At 72.7% G+C, this 17,263-nt stretch carries 19 protein-coding genes and 1 pseudogene; 12 read left to right on the top strand and 8 right to left on the bottom strand.

The window, feature by feature from the left end:
* The first annotated feature begins 218 nt into the window (after nt 1-218).
* Nucleotides 219-1,016 (top strand): NAD(P)H-binding protein, encoded by a 798-nt coding sequence (locus tag ACWCSU_RS31110; RefSeq protein WP_449939756.1) that lies wholly within the window; start codon nt 219-221, stop codon nt 1,014-1,016.
* A gap of 20 nt (nt 1,017-1,036) precedes the next feature.
* On the opposite strand, the gene ACWCSU_RS31105 is transcribed toward ACWCSU_RS31110, so the two are convergent.
* A complete protein-coding gene (locus ACWCSU_RS31105; RefSeq protein ID WP_449939755.1) occupies nt 1,037-1,813 on the bottom strand; it encodes a MerR family transcriptional regulator in 777 nt (258 codons plus the stop codon).
* A 235-nt stretch (nt 1,814-2,048) separates the two neighbouring features.
* On the opposite strand from ACWCSU_RS31105, the gene ACWCSU_RS31100 reads away from it, so the two are divergent.
* The gene (locus ACWCSU_RS31100; RefSeq protein WP_449939754.1) at nt 2,049-3,281 is read left to right on the top strand and encodes a serine hydrolase domain-containing protein; all 1,233 of its coding nucleotides are present in this window, start codon (nt 2,049-2,051) and stop codon (nt 3,279-3,281) included.
* Nucleotides 3,282-3,515: 234 nt separating this feature from the next.
* Here ACWCSU_RS31100 and ACWCSU_RS31095 read toward each other — a convergent pair whose 3' ends face one another.
* The 4 genes from ACWCSU_RS31095 to ACWCSU_RS31080 form a co-directional block, all read right to left on the bottom strand.
* The gene (locus ACWCSU_RS31095) at nt 3,516-4,820 is read right to left on the bottom strand and encodes an MFS transporter (protein WP_449939753.1); all 1,305 of its coding nucleotides are present in this window, start codon (nt 4,818-4,820) and stop codon (nt 3,516-3,518) included.
* Nucleotides 4,821-5,041: 221 nt separating this feature from the next.
* The gene (locus tag ACWCSU_RS31090) at nt 5,042-6,283 is read right to left on the bottom strand and encodes an RNA polymerase sigma factor (protein ID WP_449939752.1); all 1,242 of its coding nucleotides are present in this window, start codon (nt 6,281-6,283) and stop codon (nt 5,042-5,044) included.
* A 68-nt stretch (nt 6,284-6,351) separates the two neighbouring features.
* Nucleotides 6,352-6,723, bottom strand: coding sequence for a YciI family protein (locus ACWCSU_RS31085; protein WP_125629542.1), 372 nt, complete (start codon nt 6,721-6,723; stop codon nt 6,352-6,354).
* A gap of 41 nt (nt 6,724-6,764) precedes the next feature.
* Nucleotides 6,765-7,394, bottom strand: coding sequence for a DUF998 domain-containing protein (locus tag ACWCSU_RS31080; protein WP_449939751.1), 630 nt, complete (start codon nt 7,392-7,394; stop codon nt 6,765-6,767).
* 158 nt (nt 7,395-7,552) lie between these two features.
* On the opposite strand from ACWCSU_RS31080, the gene ACWCSU_RS31075 reads away from it, so the two are divergent.
* Nucleotides 7,553-7,987 carry a hypothetical protein gene (locus ACWCSU_RS31075; protein ID WP_357709471.1) on the top strand — a complete coding sequence of 145 codons (435 nt, stop codon included), beginning with the start codon at nt 7,553-7,555 and terminating at the stop codon, nt 7,985-7,987.
* A 215-nt stretch (nt 7,988-8,202) separates the two neighbouring features.
* Here ACWCSU_RS31075 and ACWCSU_RS31070 read toward each other — a convergent pair whose 3' ends face one another.
* On the bottom strand, nt 8,203-8,733 hold the full coding sequence (locus ACWCSU_RS31070; RefSeq protein ID WP_357709468.1) for an NUDIX hydrolase: 531 nt from the start codon (nt 8,731-8,733) through the stop codon (nt 8,203-8,205).
* 64 nt (nt 8,734-8,797) lie between these two features.
* Here ACWCSU_RS31070 and ACWCSU_RS31065 point away from each other — a divergent pair, with 64 nt between their 5' ends.
* The 4 genes and pseudogenes from ACWCSU_RS31065 to ACWCSU_RS31050 all read left to right on the top strand — a co-directional run.
* The gene (locus ACWCSU_RS31065) at nt 8,798-9,094 is read left to right on the top strand and encodes a hypothetical protein (protein ID WP_449939749.1); all 297 of its coding nucleotides are present in this window, start codon (nt 8,798-8,800) and stop codon (nt 9,092-9,094) included.
* A gap of 293 nt (nt 9,095-9,387) precedes the next feature.
* A complete protein-coding gene (locus ACWCSU_RS31060) occupies nt 9,388-10,443 on the top strand; it encodes a LuxR C-terminal-related transcriptional regulator (protein WP_449939748.1) in 1,056 nt (351 codons plus the stop codon).
* A 109-nt stretch (nt 10,444-10,552) separates the two neighbouring features.
* The gene (locus ACWCSU_RS31055) at nt 10,553-11,176 is read left to right on the top strand and encodes a TetR/AcrR family transcriptional regulator (RefSeq protein ID WP_357709461.1); all 624 of its coding nucleotides are present in this window, start codon (nt 10,553-10,555) and stop codon (nt 11,174-11,176) included.
* Nucleotides 11,173-11,295 (top strand): annotated as a pseudogene (locus ACWCSU_RS31050) (ferredoxin); the annotation flags it as partial. The gene ACWCSU_RS31055 and the pseudogene ACWCSU_RS31050, both read left to right, overlap by 4 nt.
* Here the strand turns inward: ACWCSU_RS31050 and ACWCSU_RS31045 are convergent.
* Nucleotides 11,262-12,164, bottom strand: coding sequence for an alpha/beta hydrolase family protein (locus ACWCSU_RS31045; RefSeq protein ID WP_357709458.1), 903 nt, complete (start codon nt 12,162-12,164; stop codon nt 11,262-11,264). The pseudogene ACWCSU_RS31050 and the gene ACWCSU_RS31045 sit on opposite strands and share 34 nt — an antisense overlap.
* A 158-nt stretch (nt 12,165-12,322) precedes the next feature.
* Between ACWCSU_RS31045 and ACWCSU_RS31040 the strand changes: the two genes are divergently transcribed.
* The 3 genes from ACWCSU_RS31040 to ACWCSU_RS31030 all read left to right on the top strand — a co-directional run bounded on the left by ACWCSU_RS31040 (nt 12,323) and on the right by ACWCSU_RS31030 (nt 13,882).
* A complete protein-coding gene (locus tag ACWCSU_RS31040) occupies nt 12,323-13,225 on the top strand; it encodes a prephenate dehydrogenase (RefSeq protein ID WP_449939746.1) in 903 nt (300 codons plus the stop codon).
* A 97-nt stretch (nt 13,226-13,322) separates the two neighbouring features.
* Nucleotides 13,323-13,565, top strand: a complete 243-nt coding sequence (locus ACWCSU_RS31035; RefSeq protein WP_357709452.1) for a phosphopantetheine-binding protein — start codon at nt 13,323-13,325, stop codon at nt 13,563-13,565.
* 53 nt (nt 13,566-13,618) lie between these two features.
* Nucleotides 13,619-13,882, top strand: coding sequence for a phosphopantetheine-binding protein (locus tag ACWCSU_RS31030; RefSeq protein WP_357709449.1), 264 nt, complete (start codon nt 13,619-13,621; stop codon nt 13,880-13,882).
* Between the two features lie 75 nt (nt 13,883-13,957).
* On the opposite strand, the gene ACWCSU_RS31025 is transcribed toward ACWCSU_RS31030, so the two are convergent.
* Nucleotides 13,958-14,785: an S-methyl-5'-thioadenosine phosphorylase gene (locus ACWCSU_RS31025; protein WP_357709446.1), complete on the bottom strand. Its 828-nt coding sequence runs from the start codon at nt 14,783-14,785 to the stop codon at nt 13,958-13,960.
* Between the two features lie 403 nt (nt 14,786-15,188).
* Here ACWCSU_RS31025 and metK point away from each other — a divergent pair, with 403 nt between their 5' ends.
* A complete protein-coding gene (gene metK, locus ACWCSU_RS31020) occupies nt 15,189-16,376 on the top strand; it encodes a methionine adenosyltransferase (protein ID WP_357709444.1) in 1,188 nt (395 codons plus the stop codon).
* Nucleotides 16,377-16,529: 153 nt separating this feature from the next.
* Nucleotides 16,530-17,177: an isochorismatase family protein gene (locus ACWCSU_RS31015; protein ID WP_357709441.1), complete on the top strand. Its 648-nt coding sequence runs from the start codon at nt 16,530-16,532 to the stop codon at nt 17,175-17,177.
* Nucleotides 17,178-17,263: the final 86 nt, after the last annotated feature.

Here is a 17,263-nt window from a genome sequence, read left to right as displayed (position 1 = left end):
GGCTCCCACCTGGCCCGCATGGAACTCCGCACCGCACTCGACGTCTGGCTCCAACGCATCCCCACCTTCACCCTCGCCGACCCCGACGCCGTCACTTGGGCCGCCAGCCAGGTACGCGGTCCCCGGACCCTGCCGCTGCGCATCGGCTGACCCTAAGTGGACGATGGCCTTCCGGTTAGTGTAGAACTGGGAGCCGGCATTCGTTCAGGGGGTACGTGATGATCGTGGTGACGGGCGCGACGGGCACGATCGGGCGTGCGCTGACGCAGGAGCTGGGCGGCGCGGCGCTGGCCGTGGTGCGGCGCGCGGAACAGGGCGTGGAGCTGGGCTGCGACTACGTGGTCGGCGACCTGGAGAGGCCGGAGAGCATCCCGGTCGAGCCGGGTGACCGGCTCTTCCTCAACAGCGCGCAGTGGCCCGGCTTCGTGCGCGCCCACCGGGCGGTCATCGACCACGCGGCGGCCTCGGGGGCGGCCCAGGTGGTGACCGTCTCCGTGCGCGGCGTCACGCCGGGCAGCCTGCTCGGGTTCGGGCTGCACGGACAGGTCGACGAGCATCTCAAGGCGTCCGGGGTGCCGTGGTCGATCCTGGCGCCCGTCGCCTTCATGCAGAACCTCGCGGGCGACGTCGACGAGGAAGGGCGGATCTTCGGCTCGTACGGCGGCGGCAGGGTGGGGTACATCGACGCGCGTGACATCGCGGCGGTCGCGGCGGCGCTGCTCACCCGTCCTGTCGGGGCGGATGCCGTCCACGAGTTGACCGGGCCGGCGGCGCTCACCCATGACGAGATCGCCGCCGAGCTCACCCGGGCGTTCGGCCGGGACGTGCGGTACGTGGACCTGCCCGTCGAGGAGGCCGCCGCGCACCTGGAGCGGCGCGGCCTGCCCGCTCCCGCCGCCCGCGACCTGGCCACCCTGATGTCGCAGCTCGGGGACGGGCGCTGGGCGACCACGACCACGACGGTGGCCGACATCCTGGGCCGCCCGCCGCGTTCGCTGCGCGAGTTCCTGGGATAGAGCCGAGCGGCGCCGTGCCGTCACTGGTGGGGTAGGTCGACGCCGGCCGCGCGCAGTTCCGCTTCCACCAGGGCGTTCAGGCGGGCGATGGACGGCTCCCGGCCTTCCCCGTGGTGGTTGACCAGCCCGTAGCGGGCGGCGGCGTCCGGCTGTCTGCCGAACCCCTCCGGCATGCCGTGCGCCGCCCGTCCGGCCAGCAGCTTGGCGGCCAGGGCGGAGGCCAGGTGCTCGATCCGGGGGTCGTCCGGGTCCCAGGCCCTGGCCTCCAGGCCGCGCTTGGTCAGCTCGACGAGCTCGGGGTCGTCCAGCGAATGTTCGAGCCGGGCCAGGAAGCTGTCGAAGATCGCCGGGATCAGCGCCCTGGCCAGCACCAGGGCCTCCCGCTGGGTGGCCACGTATTCGGCGTCGAAGCCGAGGGCGGCCAGCCGGTCCAGGACCGCGCAGGCCCGGTCGGGCAGCAGGACCCGGTCGCCGTGGGCGAGCCGGTGCAGCGTGTCGCGGCGGGCGACCAGGTCGTCGATGCGTTCGGTCAGCCTGCGACGGACGTCGTCCAGGGCGGCGGCGAAGCGCTCGGGATCGGCGTCGAGCAGGTCGCCGATCTCGGCCAGCGGCACACCGGCCGCGGCGACGGTCCGGACCTGGACCAGCCGGAGCAGGTCGGCCGACCGGTAACGCCGGTAGCCGGAGCCGTCCCGGTCCGGCTCGGGGACCAGGCCGAGCCGGTGGTAGTGCCGCACGGTCTTGACGGTGACGCCGACGAACGCCGCCGCCTGACCGATCGTGAGCCCGTCCGCCATCGGCTCAGCGCTCCTCGGGCGGGACGTACGCATGCACAGAGGTGAGAGTAGCGCGCGTCTGCGGCGATTCATCACCTACGTCTCGTCCGCCAGGTCGCCGGCGGCAGGAGTTGACCTTGACCTTGGGTCAGGGTCCAGGCTCGTCGCACGGCCGTCCCGAAGGCCCCGATGGCCCGCCATCGCGCCTTCGAGCCGTGCCGGACGACGACCATCACGAGACGAAGGACGACCGATCATGACGACCAGGAACGACACCGGCTTCTCCTCGGCGGGGCTGCGCCGGCTGCGCGAGGTGCTGGCGCGGCACGTCGAGTCCAAGCGCATCCCCGGGCTGGTGGCCCTGGTCAGCCGGGGCGAGGAGACGCACGTGGAGGCGATCGGGACGATGCGGCACGACGGTGGCCCGCCGATGAGCCGGGACACGATCTTCCGGATGGCCTCCGTGTCCAAGCCGGTGACGATGGCGGCGGCGATGGTCCTGCTGGACGAGTGCCGGCTGCGGCTGGACGACCCGGTGGACCCCTGGCTGCCCGAACTGGCCGACCGGCGGGTGCTCAGGCGGCCCGACGGCCCGCTGGACGACACCGTGCCGGCGCGGCGGCCGATCACCGTACGGGACCTGCTGACCTCCACGTTCGGCCTCGGCGTGGACTTCGCGCTGCTGGACGCCCCCATCAGGGCCGCGATCTTCGAGCGCACCGACTACGGCGTGGCGTCCGGGCCGGCGCCCCACCCGGACGAGTGGATGCGCCGGCTCGGCGAGCTGCCGCTGTCGTACCAGCCGGGGGAGCGGTGGCAGTACGACCTCAGCAACGAGGTTGTAGGCGTGCTCGTCTCCAGGGTCGCGGGCCGGTCCCTGGAGGCGTTCCTGCGCGAACGCGTCCTCGATCCGCTGGGCATGCAGGACACCGCCTTCCACGTGCCCGCCGACAAGATCGACCGGCTGCCGCCCCTGTACGGGCCCGACCCGGGGACCCGGGAGTTCCTGGTCTGGGACGAGGCGGCGGGCGGCAGGACCAGCCGGCCCCCGGCCTTCCAGGGTGGCGGCGGCGGGCTGGTCTCCACCGTGGACGACTACCACGCCTACTTCCGGATGCTGCTGAACCACGGCGTGCACGGCGGCGAACGGATCCTGTCCCGGCCCGCCGTCGAGCTCATGACCACCAACCGCCTCACCCCCGGCCAGCAGGCCGCCCGGGACGCCATGTACAGGGACTTCGTCCACCTGTCGTCCGGCCAGGGGCTGCACGGCGGATGGGGCTTCGGGATGGCGGTGCGCACCCACCGCGGCGACCACGCCTCCGTCGGCCAGTTCGGCTGGGACGGCGGAACCGGCACCACCGCCTACGCGGACCCGGCCGAGGGGCTCACCGGCATCCTGCTCACCCAGGTCGGGATGTCCACCTTCGACTCGATCCATCTCATCCACGACTTCTGGACGACCCTCTACCAGGCCATCGACTCCTGAAGCGACACCCCCGTCCCAGCCGGAGGGCGACGGCTGGGACCGCTTCTGGCCGGTAGTCGTACGTGCAGCTCTGGACGGTGATCGGGTCATGGCCGAGCACCCACACCTGGCTGGTGTCGTCGTACGGCTTGGCCGGCACGACGGGGCCCGAACCGTCCGACACGCCCACCGTACTCGGCCGCGGACAAGGGGCTCGGGCTCCGTCCCAGGGCTGCGACCGTCGTCAAGTCGGCACTAGGCGGGAGCGCGCGGAGCCTTGTCACCGGTTGAAGTGTCGTCCTCGGCGGTGGAGGCTTCCCCGGTGAAGCGGCGCAGCTCCGGGCTGAGCGCGGCCACAGCGGCGGTCAGGGCGAGCAGTCCGCCCAGCACGACGAGCGCCGCCGCGCCGCCCAGTGACGCGGCCAGTGCCCCGCCGAGTACGGGCCCGATGGGCTTGAGCGCCATCGCGCCCATGCTCAGGATCGCGCCCATCCGGCCGAGCATCGCCTCCGGCACCATTCGTGCGACCACGACGTTCATCACGACGTTCAGTGAGGGCGTCGACAGGGTGATGAACACCAGCGGGATCATCGGCCACCACGCCCCCCAGGGCAGTGCCGTGGCCGCCAGCGCGGCGCCGAAGATCGTCACGACGGCCAGCAGGAGTCTGCCGGGCGGCAGGAGCCTGCTGATGCGGCCCGACAGCAGCGCACCGGTCAGTCCGCCGATTCCGAGGCCGGCCAGGACCGTGCCGGTGACGCGCGCGTCACCGCCGCGTTCGCCGACGAGCACGATCAGCGGGATGAGGAACGCTCCGCCCAGCAGGTTGAGGATCATCACCGCCGCGGTGACCTCCCGCAGGCCGTGGCGGCGCCACAGCCAGGCGATGGCCTCGGCCGCCTCCCGGCGCATGCCACGCCGGATCGGCCGTTGCTCCTCGCCGTCGTCTCGGGCAGAGGTCGGCGGCTCGTCCGCCGGGCGGCGCGGCACCTTCGCAAGGGCGTAGAAGAGCGTGGCGGCAAGGAAGGTGATGGTGTCGACGACGAAGGGCACCGCCCGGCCCAGGCCGTACAGCAGGCCGCCGAGCGGAGGGCCGATCAGACCGGCCGCGTGGGTACGAGCCTCCTCCTGTGCATATGCACTGTGCAGTTGGCCCGAGGGGACGATGCCGCGGATCGCCGTCTCTTGGACGGGACCGACGAACGCGACGCACAGCCCGTCCAGCACAGCCAGTGTGATGAACTGCCAGACCTGAACATGACCGGTGATGACGAGCGCCGTCAGCACTGCGGAGACAACCGCCTGGAGGCCCTGGGCCGTGATGAGCGTGCGGCGGCGGTCCCACCGGTCCACCCAGACGCCGGCCGGCATCTGGACCGCGAGGAAGGCGACAGTACGGGCTCCGGCGACGATGCCCGCCAACCCAGGCGAGCCGGTGAGCGCCAGCACCAGCAGCGGCATGGCGAGCCTGGTGAGCTCCGACCCCAGCTCGGAGACCGCGCTGCCGACCCACAGCAGCTGAAAACGCACGTTCTTCCGCAGCGGGACGATGTCGGTCACGAGGCGTCTTCCTTGGATGAGAGGCGCGGTCACTCGGCCTGAGGCGCCACTCTCGGAGGGGGAGGTTGCGCCGGTTCCGGTTGCGGACAGGTCGGGCGGGACCCGGAGAAGATACCTACCGGAGGTGACGCTGTCCACCTCGGCCCTCGGCGGCCGGCTGACGCCACGTTCATGACCACGTGCAGCCGGGGCTTGCCCGAACTGCGGGAAGGCCGGGCGCCTCAGGCGAGGTGGTCGGCGCGGTCGAGGAGGTATCGCTGCTCGATCTGGTTGCCGGTCAGGGAGGCCGCCTCGCGATACAGCCGGGCCGCGCCGGTCGCGTCGCCGGTCATCGAGAGCAGGTGGGCGCGCACGGCGTGTTCGCGTCGCCGGACCAGCGGGTCCCGGTCGAGCTGGAAGCGGTGGTTGAGGTCGTCGAGCAGGGCCAGTCCCCGGGCCGGCCCGTACGCCTTGGTCACGGCCACCACCCGGCTCAGCCGTACCGGCGCGGTGGGGGTGAGCCGTTCGAGCCACAGGTAGAGCGCCGCGATCTGCGGCCAGTCCGTCCGATCCGGCGACGCGGCCGCGGCGTGGACGGCCGCGATCGCCGCCTGGAGCTGGTAGGGGCCGACCTCGCGGCGGGTCCAGACGCCGTCGATCAGTCGGGTGCCCTCGCCGATGAGGCCGGCGTCCCAGCGCGTCCGGTCCTGCTCGTCCAGGGGCACCAGCTCGTCGTCACCACCGGTGCGCGCGGGACGGCGGGCCTCGGTGAGCAGCATCAGCGCGAGCAGGCCGGTCACCTCCGCGTCGTCGGGCACGGAGGCGTGGAGCATGCGGGTCAGCCGGATGGCCTCGCCGGTCAGGTCGACGCGGGCGAGCCGGTCGCCGGTGGAGGCGGTGTAGCCCTCGTTGAAGATCAGGTAGAGCGCCTGCATGACGGCGGCCATCCTGCCGTCGCGCCTCAGGTCGGCCGGCGGGGTGAAGCGGGCGCCGGCGCGGGCCAGTTGCTGCTTGGCGCGGCTGATCCGGGTGCCCATGGTGTTCTCGGTTGTTCCGTACGCGTGCGCGATCTCGGCGGTGGTCAGGCCGCCCACGGCTCGCAGCGTGATCGCGACCTGCGAGGTGGCGCTCAGCGTGGGATGGCAGCACAGCAGCAGCAGGGCGAGGCTGTCGTCGGTCTCCCGCGCCGGGCCGGGCCGGCGGGCCGGTTCCTGCAGGGCCAGTTCGGCGACGCCGGCCTCCTGCTCGCGCCGGCGCCTGGCCTGGTCGGCGCGGAGCGCGTCGACCATCCGCCGGTAGCCGACGCGGATCAGCCAACTGCGCGGATTGTCCGGTACGCCCTCGGCCGGCCAGGCGCGGCTCGCGGCCAGGAGCGCTTCCTGCACCGCGTCCTCGGCGACGTCGAACCGGCCGAAGCGGCGTACCAGCGCGCCGAGCACCTGGGGCGCCTCGACGCGCAGGAGGTGTTCGATGTCGGCGTTCACGCTGCGTGTGCCCTTCCCGCTGTGGTGACGGCCGTCCGCTCGTGCCGGGCGCCGCCCGGACCCGGGGGTCACCCGGTGAAGTCCTCGCCCATGATCGGCCGGATCTCGATCGGCTCGCCCAGCACCTCGACGATCCGGGAGGCGATCTCCACGGCTCGCTCCTGGCTCGCCACGTCGATCACGGCGAAGCTGGCCAGGACCTCCTTCAGCTCGGCGAACGGTCCGTCGGTCGCCACCACGCCGTCGCCGGACCTCCTGACCGTGGTGCTGACCGCCGGATGGCCGAGCCCCTCGCTGCCGACGAACTCGCCGGTGGCGATCAGTTCCTGCTCGAACCTCTGGTAGGCGGCGAACGCCGCCAGGGCTTCCTCGGACGGGGCGTCGGCGGTCGCGGCGTCCCAGGCGGCCGCGGGGGTGTAGCCGAGCAGCAGATACTTCATGGCGGATCCTCTTGTCGAACGTCGGTACAGGGTATGTGAGGTCAGGCGGAGCGGCGCAGGGACAGGGCCAGGACGGTCGTCCAGGTGAAGGCGACCAGGCCGTTGACGGCGATCTGGACGCTCATGTGCTCCGGCGACATGGGCAGCAGCAGGACGAGCGCGGCGGCGCCGTTGCCGGCCGCGGCCGGTACGGCGCGGCGGCGGGCGCAGCGGACGGCCAGCACGATGGCGGCGATGGCCAGCGCCGTGAAGGAGAGGGCGGCCGCGGTCGAGTGCGCCACGCCGTGCCAGGACATCTGCGCCACCGGCCGGTCGGGGGTACCGGCGGGGAAGCCGTTCTCCGGGTCCATGGTGAACGCGCCGGCCGCGATCATCCCGACCCCGAAGATCCCGACCAGGACGGGCAGCGCCCGGCGGCCGATCCCCTCGGTGAGGGTGCGCCCCACACCGGTGGCCAGCGCCAGGCCGCCCACGCCGGCCAGCACGAACGTGAGGATCTGGATCCAGCCCAGGTTGCCGGTGGAGAGCTGACTGATCGGATGGCGGGTGAGGTCGAAGCCTTCGCGGGTGAGCATCTGGACGACGGCCGAGGTGAAGAAGACCGGCCCGGCCAGGGCGGCGGCGAGCAGCAGGTGGCCGGACGGGCGGGTGGTGGCGGCTGTGGCGGCCATGACTTCCTCCTTGATGGGGTCTTGCCGCTACCTCGTGGCGGGGGCCGGCTTCTCGACACCGGCAGGGATGTGATCTGAATCACCACCCGGACGTGTCGAGGCCCGTGGGCGGCCTCCGAGGTACCGGCGAGCACTGACCAAACCTCAAGGAGGATGAGATGTCCGAGATGTCGGAGACCTACGAGCCGAGCGCCGCACTGAAGGCCCTGGACCGCCTGGTCGGCACCTGGGCGATCACCGGCGGCGCCGAGGGAACCGTACGGTACGAGTGGATGCCCGGCGGCTTCTTCCTGCTCCAGCACGTCGACCTCGCCCAGTTCGGCCAGCCCGTCACCGGTCTGGAAGTGATCGGCAATCTGCGCCCGTTCGGCGAGCCGGCCGGGGCGGACGTCGTGTCCCGCTTCTACGACTCGACCGGCAACACGCTTGACTACGTGTACGAGCTGTCCGGCGACACCTTGACCATCTGGGGCGGCGTGAAGGGCGGCCCCGCCTACTACGAAGGCACGTTCAGCGCAGACGGCACCACCGTCACCGGCGCATGGGTCTACCCCGGCGGAGGCGGCTACGAATCCACCATGACCCGGCTCTGACGTCGGGGCCGGGCCTGCCGGGCCGGATCACTCGGGTGGGACGGGGCCCGACGCGACGCCGCAAACCGGGCTGACCGAACGAGACCGCAGCGGCCGGGCTTGATCGCTCATGTATGCGACAACGGTTTGTCATCACGTACATGAGCGATCACGGCGACCAGAAGAACCCCTCGCAGGGGCGATGCGCGACTCCGGCACGTCGCCCGAGACCATGCCTACCTCCAGGTGTAGGTGGCGTCGGTCATCGGCGTCAGGTACGGATGCGCGGGAGGCGCGGTGGGGTCGGCCAGCGTGCTCACCGCCACGCCGATGAGGGGGAACAGGTTCAGCCGCGCGGCCTGCCGGTGGTCCACCCACTCGATGATCCCCGGCTCGCTGGTGCCGTCCGGGAGTTCGTCGTACTCGACCGTGGCGAGCTTGGCGCGCACCTCCGGGGTGATGTGCAGACGGAAGATCAGGTGGAGCTTGCGCGGGGGCGGGGTCGGGCCGGGCCTGGTGATCATCTGATCTTGGATCCAGCACAGCTGTGGCACGGTCGCATCGCCGAGGTCGAGGCGCAGTTCCTCGGCGAGCTCCCGGCTCAAGGCGTCCACCAGGTCCTCTCCGGGGTGCACGTTGCCGCCGGGTGGCGTGTACAGCGCCCCCGACGGTCGGTCACGGCGGATGAGTGCCAGCTCGCGCCCGCAGAACACCAGGCCGGCGACACGGATCTTGACGTGGGAGAAGGGCAGGTCCGGGTACGTCATGAGGCCAGTGTTTCCTGTCGCTGCCCCAACCGCGCCGACCTGGTCAAGGACGCGATCCGGATGGATGGCCGCCGGCGCCGGCCTGCTCCAGCCCGGCGCTGCATTCCATACCGACCGCGGCTCGAACCACACCTCAGATGAGTTCGGCTCCTCCCTGACGGGCCTGGACATGTGCCGCTCGGTGGACGTACCGGGGACTGCTGGGACAACGCTGGCCGAGTCGTTCTTCAGTGCGCTCAAGAACGAGTGGCTGCATCACTTCGTCTTCACCACTTGGGCCAAGGCGCGACGGCGGGTCATCCGCTGCGACGCCCGGCCGAGGCGGCCGCCTGCCTGCGTCGCGCGCACGAGCTGGCCGTGATCCAGAACGTACCGCTGGAGGTCCAGCGGATAGCCGCCGTCCTGGAGGCCCAGTGCCTGCCCGTGACCGAGGACCTGGCCGCGCACGCACCCCGGATGTGAGCCCCGGGCGACCCGGCCCCAACGAGGCGGTCCCTCTCCAAAACTACTAAGGAGTATCGTTGGACCATCGCGGTCACCGTCATCCAACTCCGGGGCCCGCTCGCCCCGCACATGTCGAGCACTGCGACCCTTGACCTCACCGGCCACGCTGGCCCCGAAGAGAGCATCTACCATCAGGCATAGTAGTGATCCATGCGCAACCGCGCTGAGCGCCTGCTCGCCCGTGACCCCGCAGCCGGCCTCGTCGAAGTCGAAGACAAGAAGGAAGGAGCGGCCGGCGTGCCGTACGAAGACGACGACCAGGTCAGCAGGGCGATCTACGCGCGCATGCTGGAACGCGCCGAGTCGCTCACCGACGCGGCGGCGGCGATGGGAGTCACCACCGCGCAGATCGCCCGCGTCCAGGAGCATCTCACCCGGCTGCGCCTGCTCGACCCGGACGCCGAGGCGCCGGTGGACGCCGCGGCGATGCTCAGGCGGAGCCTTGAGGAGAGCCACCGCCTCCTGGACCGCCTGGTGGAGCAGCACGTCGCGGTCGCCGCGGTCACCAGGAGCTACCTGAACCTGCCTGGCCGCGCCGAGCGTGACATGGACGTCGACTTCTTCACGCGGGACGAGATGGCGACGCGGCTGGCCCGGCGCATCACGGAACTGAGCGAACAGGCCGGGCACGAGATCCTCAGCATGCATCCGGTCGCCGACTGGACGCCCGCGTCGCTGGCAGAGGGCCTGGAGAGATCGGAGCGCGCGCTCGCCAGAGGGGTGCGGGTGCGCGCGCTGCACGCGCAGAGCTCTTTCTCCCAGCCGGTACTGCGTGGGTTCGTGGATCGGTGGACGCGGCAGGGCCGCGAGGTGCGGGCCGCGCCCGTCGTGCCGACCCGGATGCTCGTCTACGACCGGCACACCGCCGTCGTCCAGGCCGACCCCGCCGACCTGGACGCCGGCGCGCTGGTGATCCGCGGCGGAGGCGTGGTGAGGTCCCTGGCAGCGCTGTACGACAACTGCTGGATGACGGCGTCGGAGCCGAAGGACGTCCCCGGCTCCTCGGACGCCGGGACGCTCACCGAGCAGCAGCGCGCCATCCTGCGTCTGCTGGCCGTCGGCGCCAAGGATTCGGCGATCGCCCGCACGCTGGGCATCTCCACCCGGACGGTCACGCGCGTGGTGGGTGAAGTGAGCGCGCTGCTCGGCGCCACCAGCCGGTTTCAGGCAGGCGTCCGCGCCACCCGGCTGGGCTGGCTCGACTAGCGGAGCCGGATCAGCCGGGCGAGGACACCTGCCGCTCGCTCGTCGGGGGGCCGGCGCGTGGGGCCGGTTGATGGTCACGTTCCGGGTGGGCGGGCTGTTTAATGCTGCCATGGGCCGAATCGCCGGCGTCACCGCCGCCGAGACTCGTCAACGGTTGTTGCGCGCCGCCGCGGAGGCGTTCGCCGAGCGCGGGTACGACGGCACCCGCGTCGCCGACATCGCCGCCGCCGCCGGGGTGAGCAACGGCGCGCTGTACGCGCACTTCGGCTCCAAGGCCGAGCTGCTGGTGGCGGCGCTGCGCGCGCACGGGCGGCGGCGGCTGGCCGACCTGTTCGCCGCCGACCCCGACCGGCCCGTCCCCGATCTGCTCCTGGAGATCGGACGGTGGCTGCCGCAGCGTCGTGACGCCCCCGGCTACCTCATCGTCGAGGCCCTCGTCGCCGCCCGCCGGGACGAGGACGTCGCCAGGCCCATGCGCGACTACGTCGGCGAGAGCGCCGGTTCGATGGCCGCGCTGGCCCGCCTCGCCCAGGACCGGGGGGAGCTGGACCCGGCGCTGTCGCCCGCCGCGCTGGCCCACTTCTGCCTGTTGTTGTCCATGGGCAGCGCCCTGGTCACCTCCGACCTGCACGCCGTTGACGACGACGAGTGGGCGGCCCTGCTCGCCCGCGTCGTCGGAGCGCTCACGACCTCCTCCCGAACCGCCCCCACCCCGAACGGAGCACCGTCATGAACGTGCGCATCGACCCTGGGCGCTGCCAGGGGCACGGTCGCTGCTACGACCTCGCGCCCACCCTGTTCGGCGAGGACGCCGAGGGTTACGGGGAGGTGCTGGGCGACGGCGCCGTACCGCCGGGCGAGGAGCAGGCGGCCCGCCTGGCCGCGGCCAACTGCCCGGAACGCGCGGTCGAACTCTCCTGACCCGCCGCCTCCCGGCCTCCCGGTTCGGCGGGCCCCGGCTCATACGCCGCCGCGGCCTCCACCGCCGCGACGATCAGGGGCCAGGTGCTCGACAGGGGGTCGATCAGGCTGAAGTGGCCGGCGTCCGCCGGTTCGACCAGGACGGCCGACGTCTCGCCCGCCGCCATGCGGCGGCTCATCGACACCGGCAGCACGCGGTCCCTGACGCCGTGCACCAGCACCAGCGGTCCCCGGTCGTGGGGCAGCAGGCGCATCGGGTCCACCTCGTCCAGCAGGTCGGCGCGGTCGTGGAGCAGGGCGCGGGCCGCGCCGCCGCCGAGCCCCGCCGTGAACGCCTCGCCCAGGTCGCAGACGGCGGCCAGGCCCACCACGCCGTTGACCGCCGGTTCGGCGTGCCAGCGGGAGCCGGGCGGCAGACGGTGCCGCAGCGCCGACCAGAGCGCGAGGTGACCGCCCGCGGAGTGGCCCACCAGCAGCACCCCGGACGGGCACTCCGCCCGTACGAGGTCCAGCGCGGCGGCCACGTCGTCGAACGTGCCCGGGTGGCCGCCGCCCTCCTGGCCCACCCTGCGGTACTCGGGCAGCCAGACGGTATGACCGAGCGCGGCCAGGGCGGCGGCCATGGGACGGGTGTGGCTCCTGTCGTACTCGGCCAGCCAGTAGCCGCCGTGCAGCAGGACGAGGGGCGGGCGGCCGGTGCCCTCGTAGACGTCGATCACCTGGTCGGGGTGGCGGTCGCCGTAGCGGAGCACGCGGTCGGGCGGGCGTACCGGCCGGGACAGCAGGTCGTAGTAGGACATGTCGTGATCGTAGGAGCGCGTCCAGAGGCTTGACCTGGGGTTGCGCTGGCAGGAACGTGCCGTGGGGCGGCAGCAAGAAGACGGTCCGCGTACCGCCGCCGGGCGCCTCGCGCCGCGACCATGGGGGAGTGACGTCCCAGGGAAGCGAGGTTCCGGCCATGTCCCCAATCCGCCGTGTCGTGGTGATCGGCTGTGGGTTGATCGGCACGTCCGTGGCGTGCGCGCTGCGGCGGGCGGGCGTGCGGGTCGAGCTGGCCGACCACGACCCGTGGGCGCTGGCGCAGGCCGCGCGGATGGGCGCGGGCACGGCGCTGCGGACCGGTGCGGGCCCGGCCAACGTCGTCGTGATCGCCACGCCGCCCTCGTCGGTGGCCGCCGTCCTGCGTGAGGCGCAGGACCGCGAGCTGGGGACGGTCTACACGGACGTGGCCAGCGCCAAGACGCGGATCCTCGCCGAGGCCGAGCGGAACGGCTGCGACCTGGCCCGCTACGTGCCCGGCCATCCGATGGCCGGGCGGGAGGTGTCCGGGCCCGGAGCGGCGCGGGCGGGCCTGTTCGAGGGCAGGACGTGGGCGCTGTGCCCCCATCCGGCGCTGTCGCCGCGCGCGCTGCGCACGGCGGCGGCGCTGGCGACCGCGTGCGGGGCCGAGGTGACGCTGCTCGCGCCGGACGCCCACGACCGGGCCGTCGCGGCGGTGTCGCACGTGCCGCTGGTCCTGTCGGCCGCGCTCGCCGCCCGCTTCGCGACCGGCGACCCGGACGGGCCCGCCGACCCGGCCCCGGGCGGGGACGGGTTGGCGCTGGCCGCCGGGGCGTTGCGGGACGTGACGCGGGTGGCCGGCAGCCCCGCCGGCATGTGGCGGGACATCCTGGCGCACAACGCGGCCCCGGTGGCCGACCTGCTGGACGCGATGGGCCGCGACCTGGGCCGCGTCGCCGCCGCCCTGCGCGCCGCCGACGACGGCCCGGTGGCCGACGTGCTGGCCAGAGGGAACGAGGGGCATGCGCGCATCGTCCGCGCGTTGTCGCGGACGCGGGAACCGCAACGGGCCGCGTCCTGACCTCGGACGGCGACGCAGGTGCGCACGTGGGGACAAGCGCCCGCCGCCCCCGCGCCTTATGGTCCCCCCAAGGGAGCCTCAGGGGAGGGTGGGCGACGTGGATCCGGCGGACGTCGACAGGCACGTCACCGACATCTGGAACACGGTGCTCGACGTCGGCGCGGACGAGGCCGACGCCACCTTCGGCGAGCTCGGCGGCACGGCGCTCGCGGCGCTGCGGATGGCCGCCCAGATCCACGACCGGCTCGGCGTGGCCGTCGAACTGGCCGCGCTGCTGCGCGACGGGACGCTGGACGCGCTGCTCGGCCAGGTCAGGGCCAGGGCACTCTCGGAGATGTAGCCGCCCGGGGGCCGTTGCGACAATCACTTGCAGACCTTGAGAAGGGACGGCCCATGACCGGCGAACTCAGCCTCTCCGAGCTCCGGGAGAAGGTCGGCGACATCTGGTACGAGGTGCTCGACGTGCCCGAGGGGCTGGAGGCGGCGACGTTCTCCGACCTCGAAGGGGAGTTCGCGGCCGCGGCGCGGATGGTCGGGCGGATCAAGGAGGAGCTGGGCGTCTCCATCGACGTCGGCGACGTCTTCGACGCGGACCCCAACCTGGAGGCGCTGGTCGAACGCGTCGCCCTGGACGCGCACGTGCCGATGTCGGTGTAGGCGCCGCGATCTCACCCGGGTTCCCGCGGGGCGTCGGGGACCCGGGCTTCCGCATGCTCCGGGATTCCCGGAAGGTCAGGCCGGGAGCGGGCCGAGGTGGTCCGCCTCGGCGGGGAGGGCGGCGTCGTCCAGGGCTCGCGCGCAGTCGCACGTACGGGTGCGCGGCAGCCGGGCCACGGTCGCCACCACCAGCGCCCGCAGCCGGTCCAGCCCCTCGTGGAAGATCGTGAAGAGCTCGTCCCGGCGTGCGCCCGAGCCCACGCCGAGCCCGGCGTCCAGGTCCGTCACCAGCGCGACCGGCACGTAGCACAGGGCCAGCTCGCGGGCGAGCGCCGCCTCCGGGCAGCCGGTCATGTCCACCAGCGACCAGCCCTGCGCGGCGTACCACTGCGACTCGGCCCGGCTGGACAGGCGCGGGCCCTCGATCACCACCATCGTCCCGCCGTCCACGCAGTCCTGGCCGGTCGCCGCCGCGGCGTCGAGCACCGTCTCCCGGCCCACCGGGCAGTACGGGTCCGCGAACGGCACGTGCACCGCCGCGTCGTCGAAGTACGTCTGCGCCCGTCCGGAGGTCCGGTCCACGAGCTGGTCGGGCACCGCCAGCACGCCGGGTCCCAGCTCGGGCCGGAGCGAGCCGACCGCGCACGGCGCGAGGATCTGGCGCACGCCCACCGAGTGCAGCGCCCACAGGTTGGCCCGGTAGTTGATGCGGTGCGGCGGCCGGCGGTGGTCGCGTCCGTGGCGGGGCAGGAAGGCGACCGTGCGGCCGCCTACCCGGGCGAGCGAGAGCGGGGCCGACGGCTCGCCGTACGGGGTGGTGAGCGCGACCTCGCGGACGCCGTCGGCGACCGAGGAGAACCCGCTCCCGCCGATGATCCCGATCTCCGCGCTGATTCCGTTCATGATCAGCCTTTCGTCGCCGGGGCGGCCGGGACCCGGCGTGGGTGATCCGCCCGACAGAAGGGCGATCCGGGCATCAGGAGCATCGTGGCTCCGCCGGAGGGTACGAGGCATCTCCTGAATTGCCCGACCGGCCCCGATGGCGCACAGGGAAAGAACCCGGCACGCCCGGCCGTGGTTATTCTCGGAACGAACATTCGCCGCGCAGGTCATCGGAGAAGAATGCTCGACGCGAATCTTGGATGATCTGTGTCCGGGAAATTCGAGTTTTCCCGCCGCCAAGATGTGGAGCCGTCCCATGCCCAAAGTGATTCGCGTGCCGCGGCCGAAGAAACCGCGTCCCCCCGTGACCGCACTCGACCTGCGCACCCCTTCGGGGCGCCGGCTGCCCTACTAGGAGGCGTCGGTGTCACGTCGTTTGTTCACCTCCGAATCGGTCACCGAAGGCCACCCCGACAAGATCGCCGACAGGATCAGCGACAGCATCCTGGACGCCCTGCTGGCCAAGGACCCCGGCAGCCGCGTCGCGGTCGAGACGCTGATCACCACGGGCATGGTGCACGTCGCGGGCGAGGTCACCACGCAGACGTACGTGGACATCCCCGGCCTGGTCAGGGAGACGATCCTGAAGATCGGCTACGACGCCTCCCAGAAAGGCTTCGACGGGGCCTCCTGCGGCGTGTCGGTGTCGATCGGCACCCAGTCGCCCGACATCGCCCGCGGCGTGGACGACGCCTGCGAGCACCGCGACGAGGACGCCGCCGACGAGCTGGACCGGCAGGGCGCCGGCGACCAGGGCCTGATGTTCGGCTACGCGTGCGAGGAGACGCCCGAGCTGATGCCGCTGCCGATCATGCTGGCCCACCGGCTGGCCCGGCGGCTGGCGGAGGTCCGCAGGGCCGGGACGGTGCCGTACCTGAGGCCGGACGGCAAGACCCAGGTCACCGTCGAGTACGAGGGCGACCGGCCGGTCCGCCTGGACACCGTCGTGCTGTCCACCCAGCACGCCGCCCACGTCGGGCTGACCGACATGCTGGCCCCCGACGTCACGCGCGAGGTCGTCGAGCCGGTGCTGGCCGATGCGGGGATCGACACGACCGGCTACCGGCTGCTGGTCAACCCCACGGGCCGGTTCGAGGTCGGCGGCCCGATGGGCGACGCGGGCCTGACCGGACGCAAGATCATCATCGACACGTACGGCGGCATGGCCCGGCACGGCGGCGGCGCGTTCTCCGGCAAGGACCCCTCCAAGGTGGACCGGTCGGGCGCCTACGCGATGCGCTGGGTGGCCAAGAACGTGGTCGCCGCCGGGCTGGCCGGGCGGTGCGAGGTCCAGGTGGCGTACGCGATCGGCAAGGCGCGGCCGGTGGGCCTGTTCGTGGAGTGCTTCGGCACCGAGCGGGTGCCCAGGGAACGGGTGCACGACGCCGTGCGCGAGGTGTTCGACCTGCGGCCGGCCGCGATCATCCGGGACCTGGACCTGCTGCGTCCCGTCTACGCGGAGACCTCCGCCTACGGGCACTTCGGCCGCGACGAGTTCACGTGGGAGCGGGTGAACCGGACGGAGGAACTGCGCGCCGCGGCCGGGCTCTGACCGTGGACCCGGCAGGCGTCCGGGAAAAAGGAAAATGGCTGGAAACGGCGGCGGGAAGTCAGCTTCCTGCCGCCGTTCCGCATTTCCGGGGCCGCCGTATGCGGCACATCATGGAGACAGCCTCAAAAAGCTGAGAGAAATTCGGAGGTCGCCGTGCCGGTCGTTTCAGAAATCGAGCCCTATCCGATGCCGGACGCCGCCGAGCTGCCGCCCGCCGCGGTCACCTGGACGCCCGACCGCCGCCGGGCCGTCCTGCTGCTGGTGGACCTGCAGCACGCCTGCCTCGACCTCTTCCCGTCCGGCGAGGCGCCGCTGACCGACCTGGTGCGCAACGTGACGGCGCTGCGCGAGCTGTGCGCGCGCCTCGGCGTCCCCGTGGCCTACGCGGCCCAGCCGGGACTGCTGACCGGCGAGCAGCAGGGGCTGGCCAAGGACTTCTGGCGGCGCAGCGACCGGCTGGAACCCGCCCGGCGCGGCTTCCCCGAGCCGATGGCGCCGGGGCCGGGCGACTGGATCTTCACCCGGCGGCGCTACAGCGCCTTCCACGAGACGAGCCTGCTGTGGTGGCTGCGCGAGTCGGGACGCGACCAGCTCCTCATCGCCGGGGTCTACGCCCACATCGGCGTCCTGACCACCGCGCTGGACGCCTTCACCCACGACATCCAGCCGTACGTGGTGGCCGACGCCGTCGCCGACCTCACCGCCGCCGACCACCGGCGGACGCTCGGCTACGTCGCGGGCCGCTGCGGCGTCACCCTGACGACCAAGCAACTGCTCGCCGGCCTGCCGCGCAATTTGTGAGTTGTCAGGCGCGGGATCGCAACGGACACTGAACTCGCGATCTCCCGGAGCAGGCACACCCGAAGGGGACCGAAGACCATCCACCG

The sequence above is a fragment of the Nonomuraea sp. NPDC001699 genome (assembly GCF_053596455.1).
Note: the sequence above shows the minus strand (reverse complement) of the source record. Positions and strands in the feature narration are given on the sequence as shown.

Excerpts from the sequence above, each read along its gene's own strand:
- ACWCSU_RS31110 (WP_449939756.1), top strand. The coding sequence starts at position 219 with ATGATCGTGGTGACGGGCGCGACGGGCACGATCGGGCGTGCGCTGACG.
- ACWCSU_RS31105 (WP_449939755.1), bottom strand. The coding sequence starts at position 1,813 with ATGGCGGACGGGCTCACGATCGGTCAGGCGGCGGCGTTCGTCGGCGTC.
- ACWCSU_RS31100 (WP_449939754.1), top strand. The coding sequence starts at position 2,049 with ATGACGACCAGGAACGACACCGGCTTCTCCTCGGCGGGGCTGCGCCGG.
- ACWCSU_RS31085 (WP_125629542.1), bottom strand. The coding sequence starts at position 6,723 with ATGAAGTATCTGCTGCTCGGCTACACCCCCGCGGCCGCCTGGGACGCC.
- ACWCSU_RS31080 (WP_449939751.1), bottom strand. The coding sequence starts at position 7,394 with ATGGCCGCCACAGCCGCCACCACCCGCCCGTCCGGCCACCTGCTGCTC.
- ACWCSU_RS31075 (WP_357709471.1), top strand. The coding sequence starts at position 7,553 with ATGTCCGAGATGTCGGAGACCTACGAGCCGAGCGCCGCACTGAAGGCC.
- ACWCSU_RS31070 (WP_357709468.1), bottom strand. The coding sequence starts at position 8,733 with ATGACGTACCCGGACCTGCCCTTCTCCCACGTCAAGATCCGTGTCGCC.
- ACWCSU_RS31065 (WP_449939749.1), top strand. The coding sequence starts at position 8,798 with ATGGCCGCCGGCGCCGGCCTGCTCCAGCCCGGCGCTGCATTCCATACC.
- ACWCSU_RS31060 (WP_449939748.1), top strand. The coding sequence starts at position 9,388 with ATGCGCAACCGCGCTGAGCGCCTGCTCGCCCGTGACCCCGCAGCCGGC.
- ACWCSU_RS31055 (WP_357709461.1), top strand. The coding sequence starts at position 10,553 with ATGGGCCGAATCGCCGGCGTCACCGCCGCCGAGACTCGTCAACGGTTG.
- ACWCSU_RS31045 (WP_357709458.1), bottom strand. The coding sequence starts at position 12,164 with ATGTCCTACTACGACCTGCTGTCCCGGCCGGTACGCCCGCCCGACCGC.
- ACWCSU_RS31040 (WP_449939746.1), top strand. The coding sequence starts at position 12,323 with ATGTCCCCAATCCGCCGTGTCGTGGTGATCGGCTGTGGGTTGATCGGC.
- ACWCSU_RS31030 (WP_357709449.1), top strand. The coding sequence starts at position 13,619 with ATGACCGGCGAACTCAGCCTCTCCGAGCTCCGGGAGAAGGTCGGCGAC.
- ACWCSU_RS31025 (WP_357709446.1), bottom strand. The coding sequence starts at position 14,785 with ATGAACGGAATCAGCGCGGAGATCGGGATCATCGGCGGGAGCGGGTTC.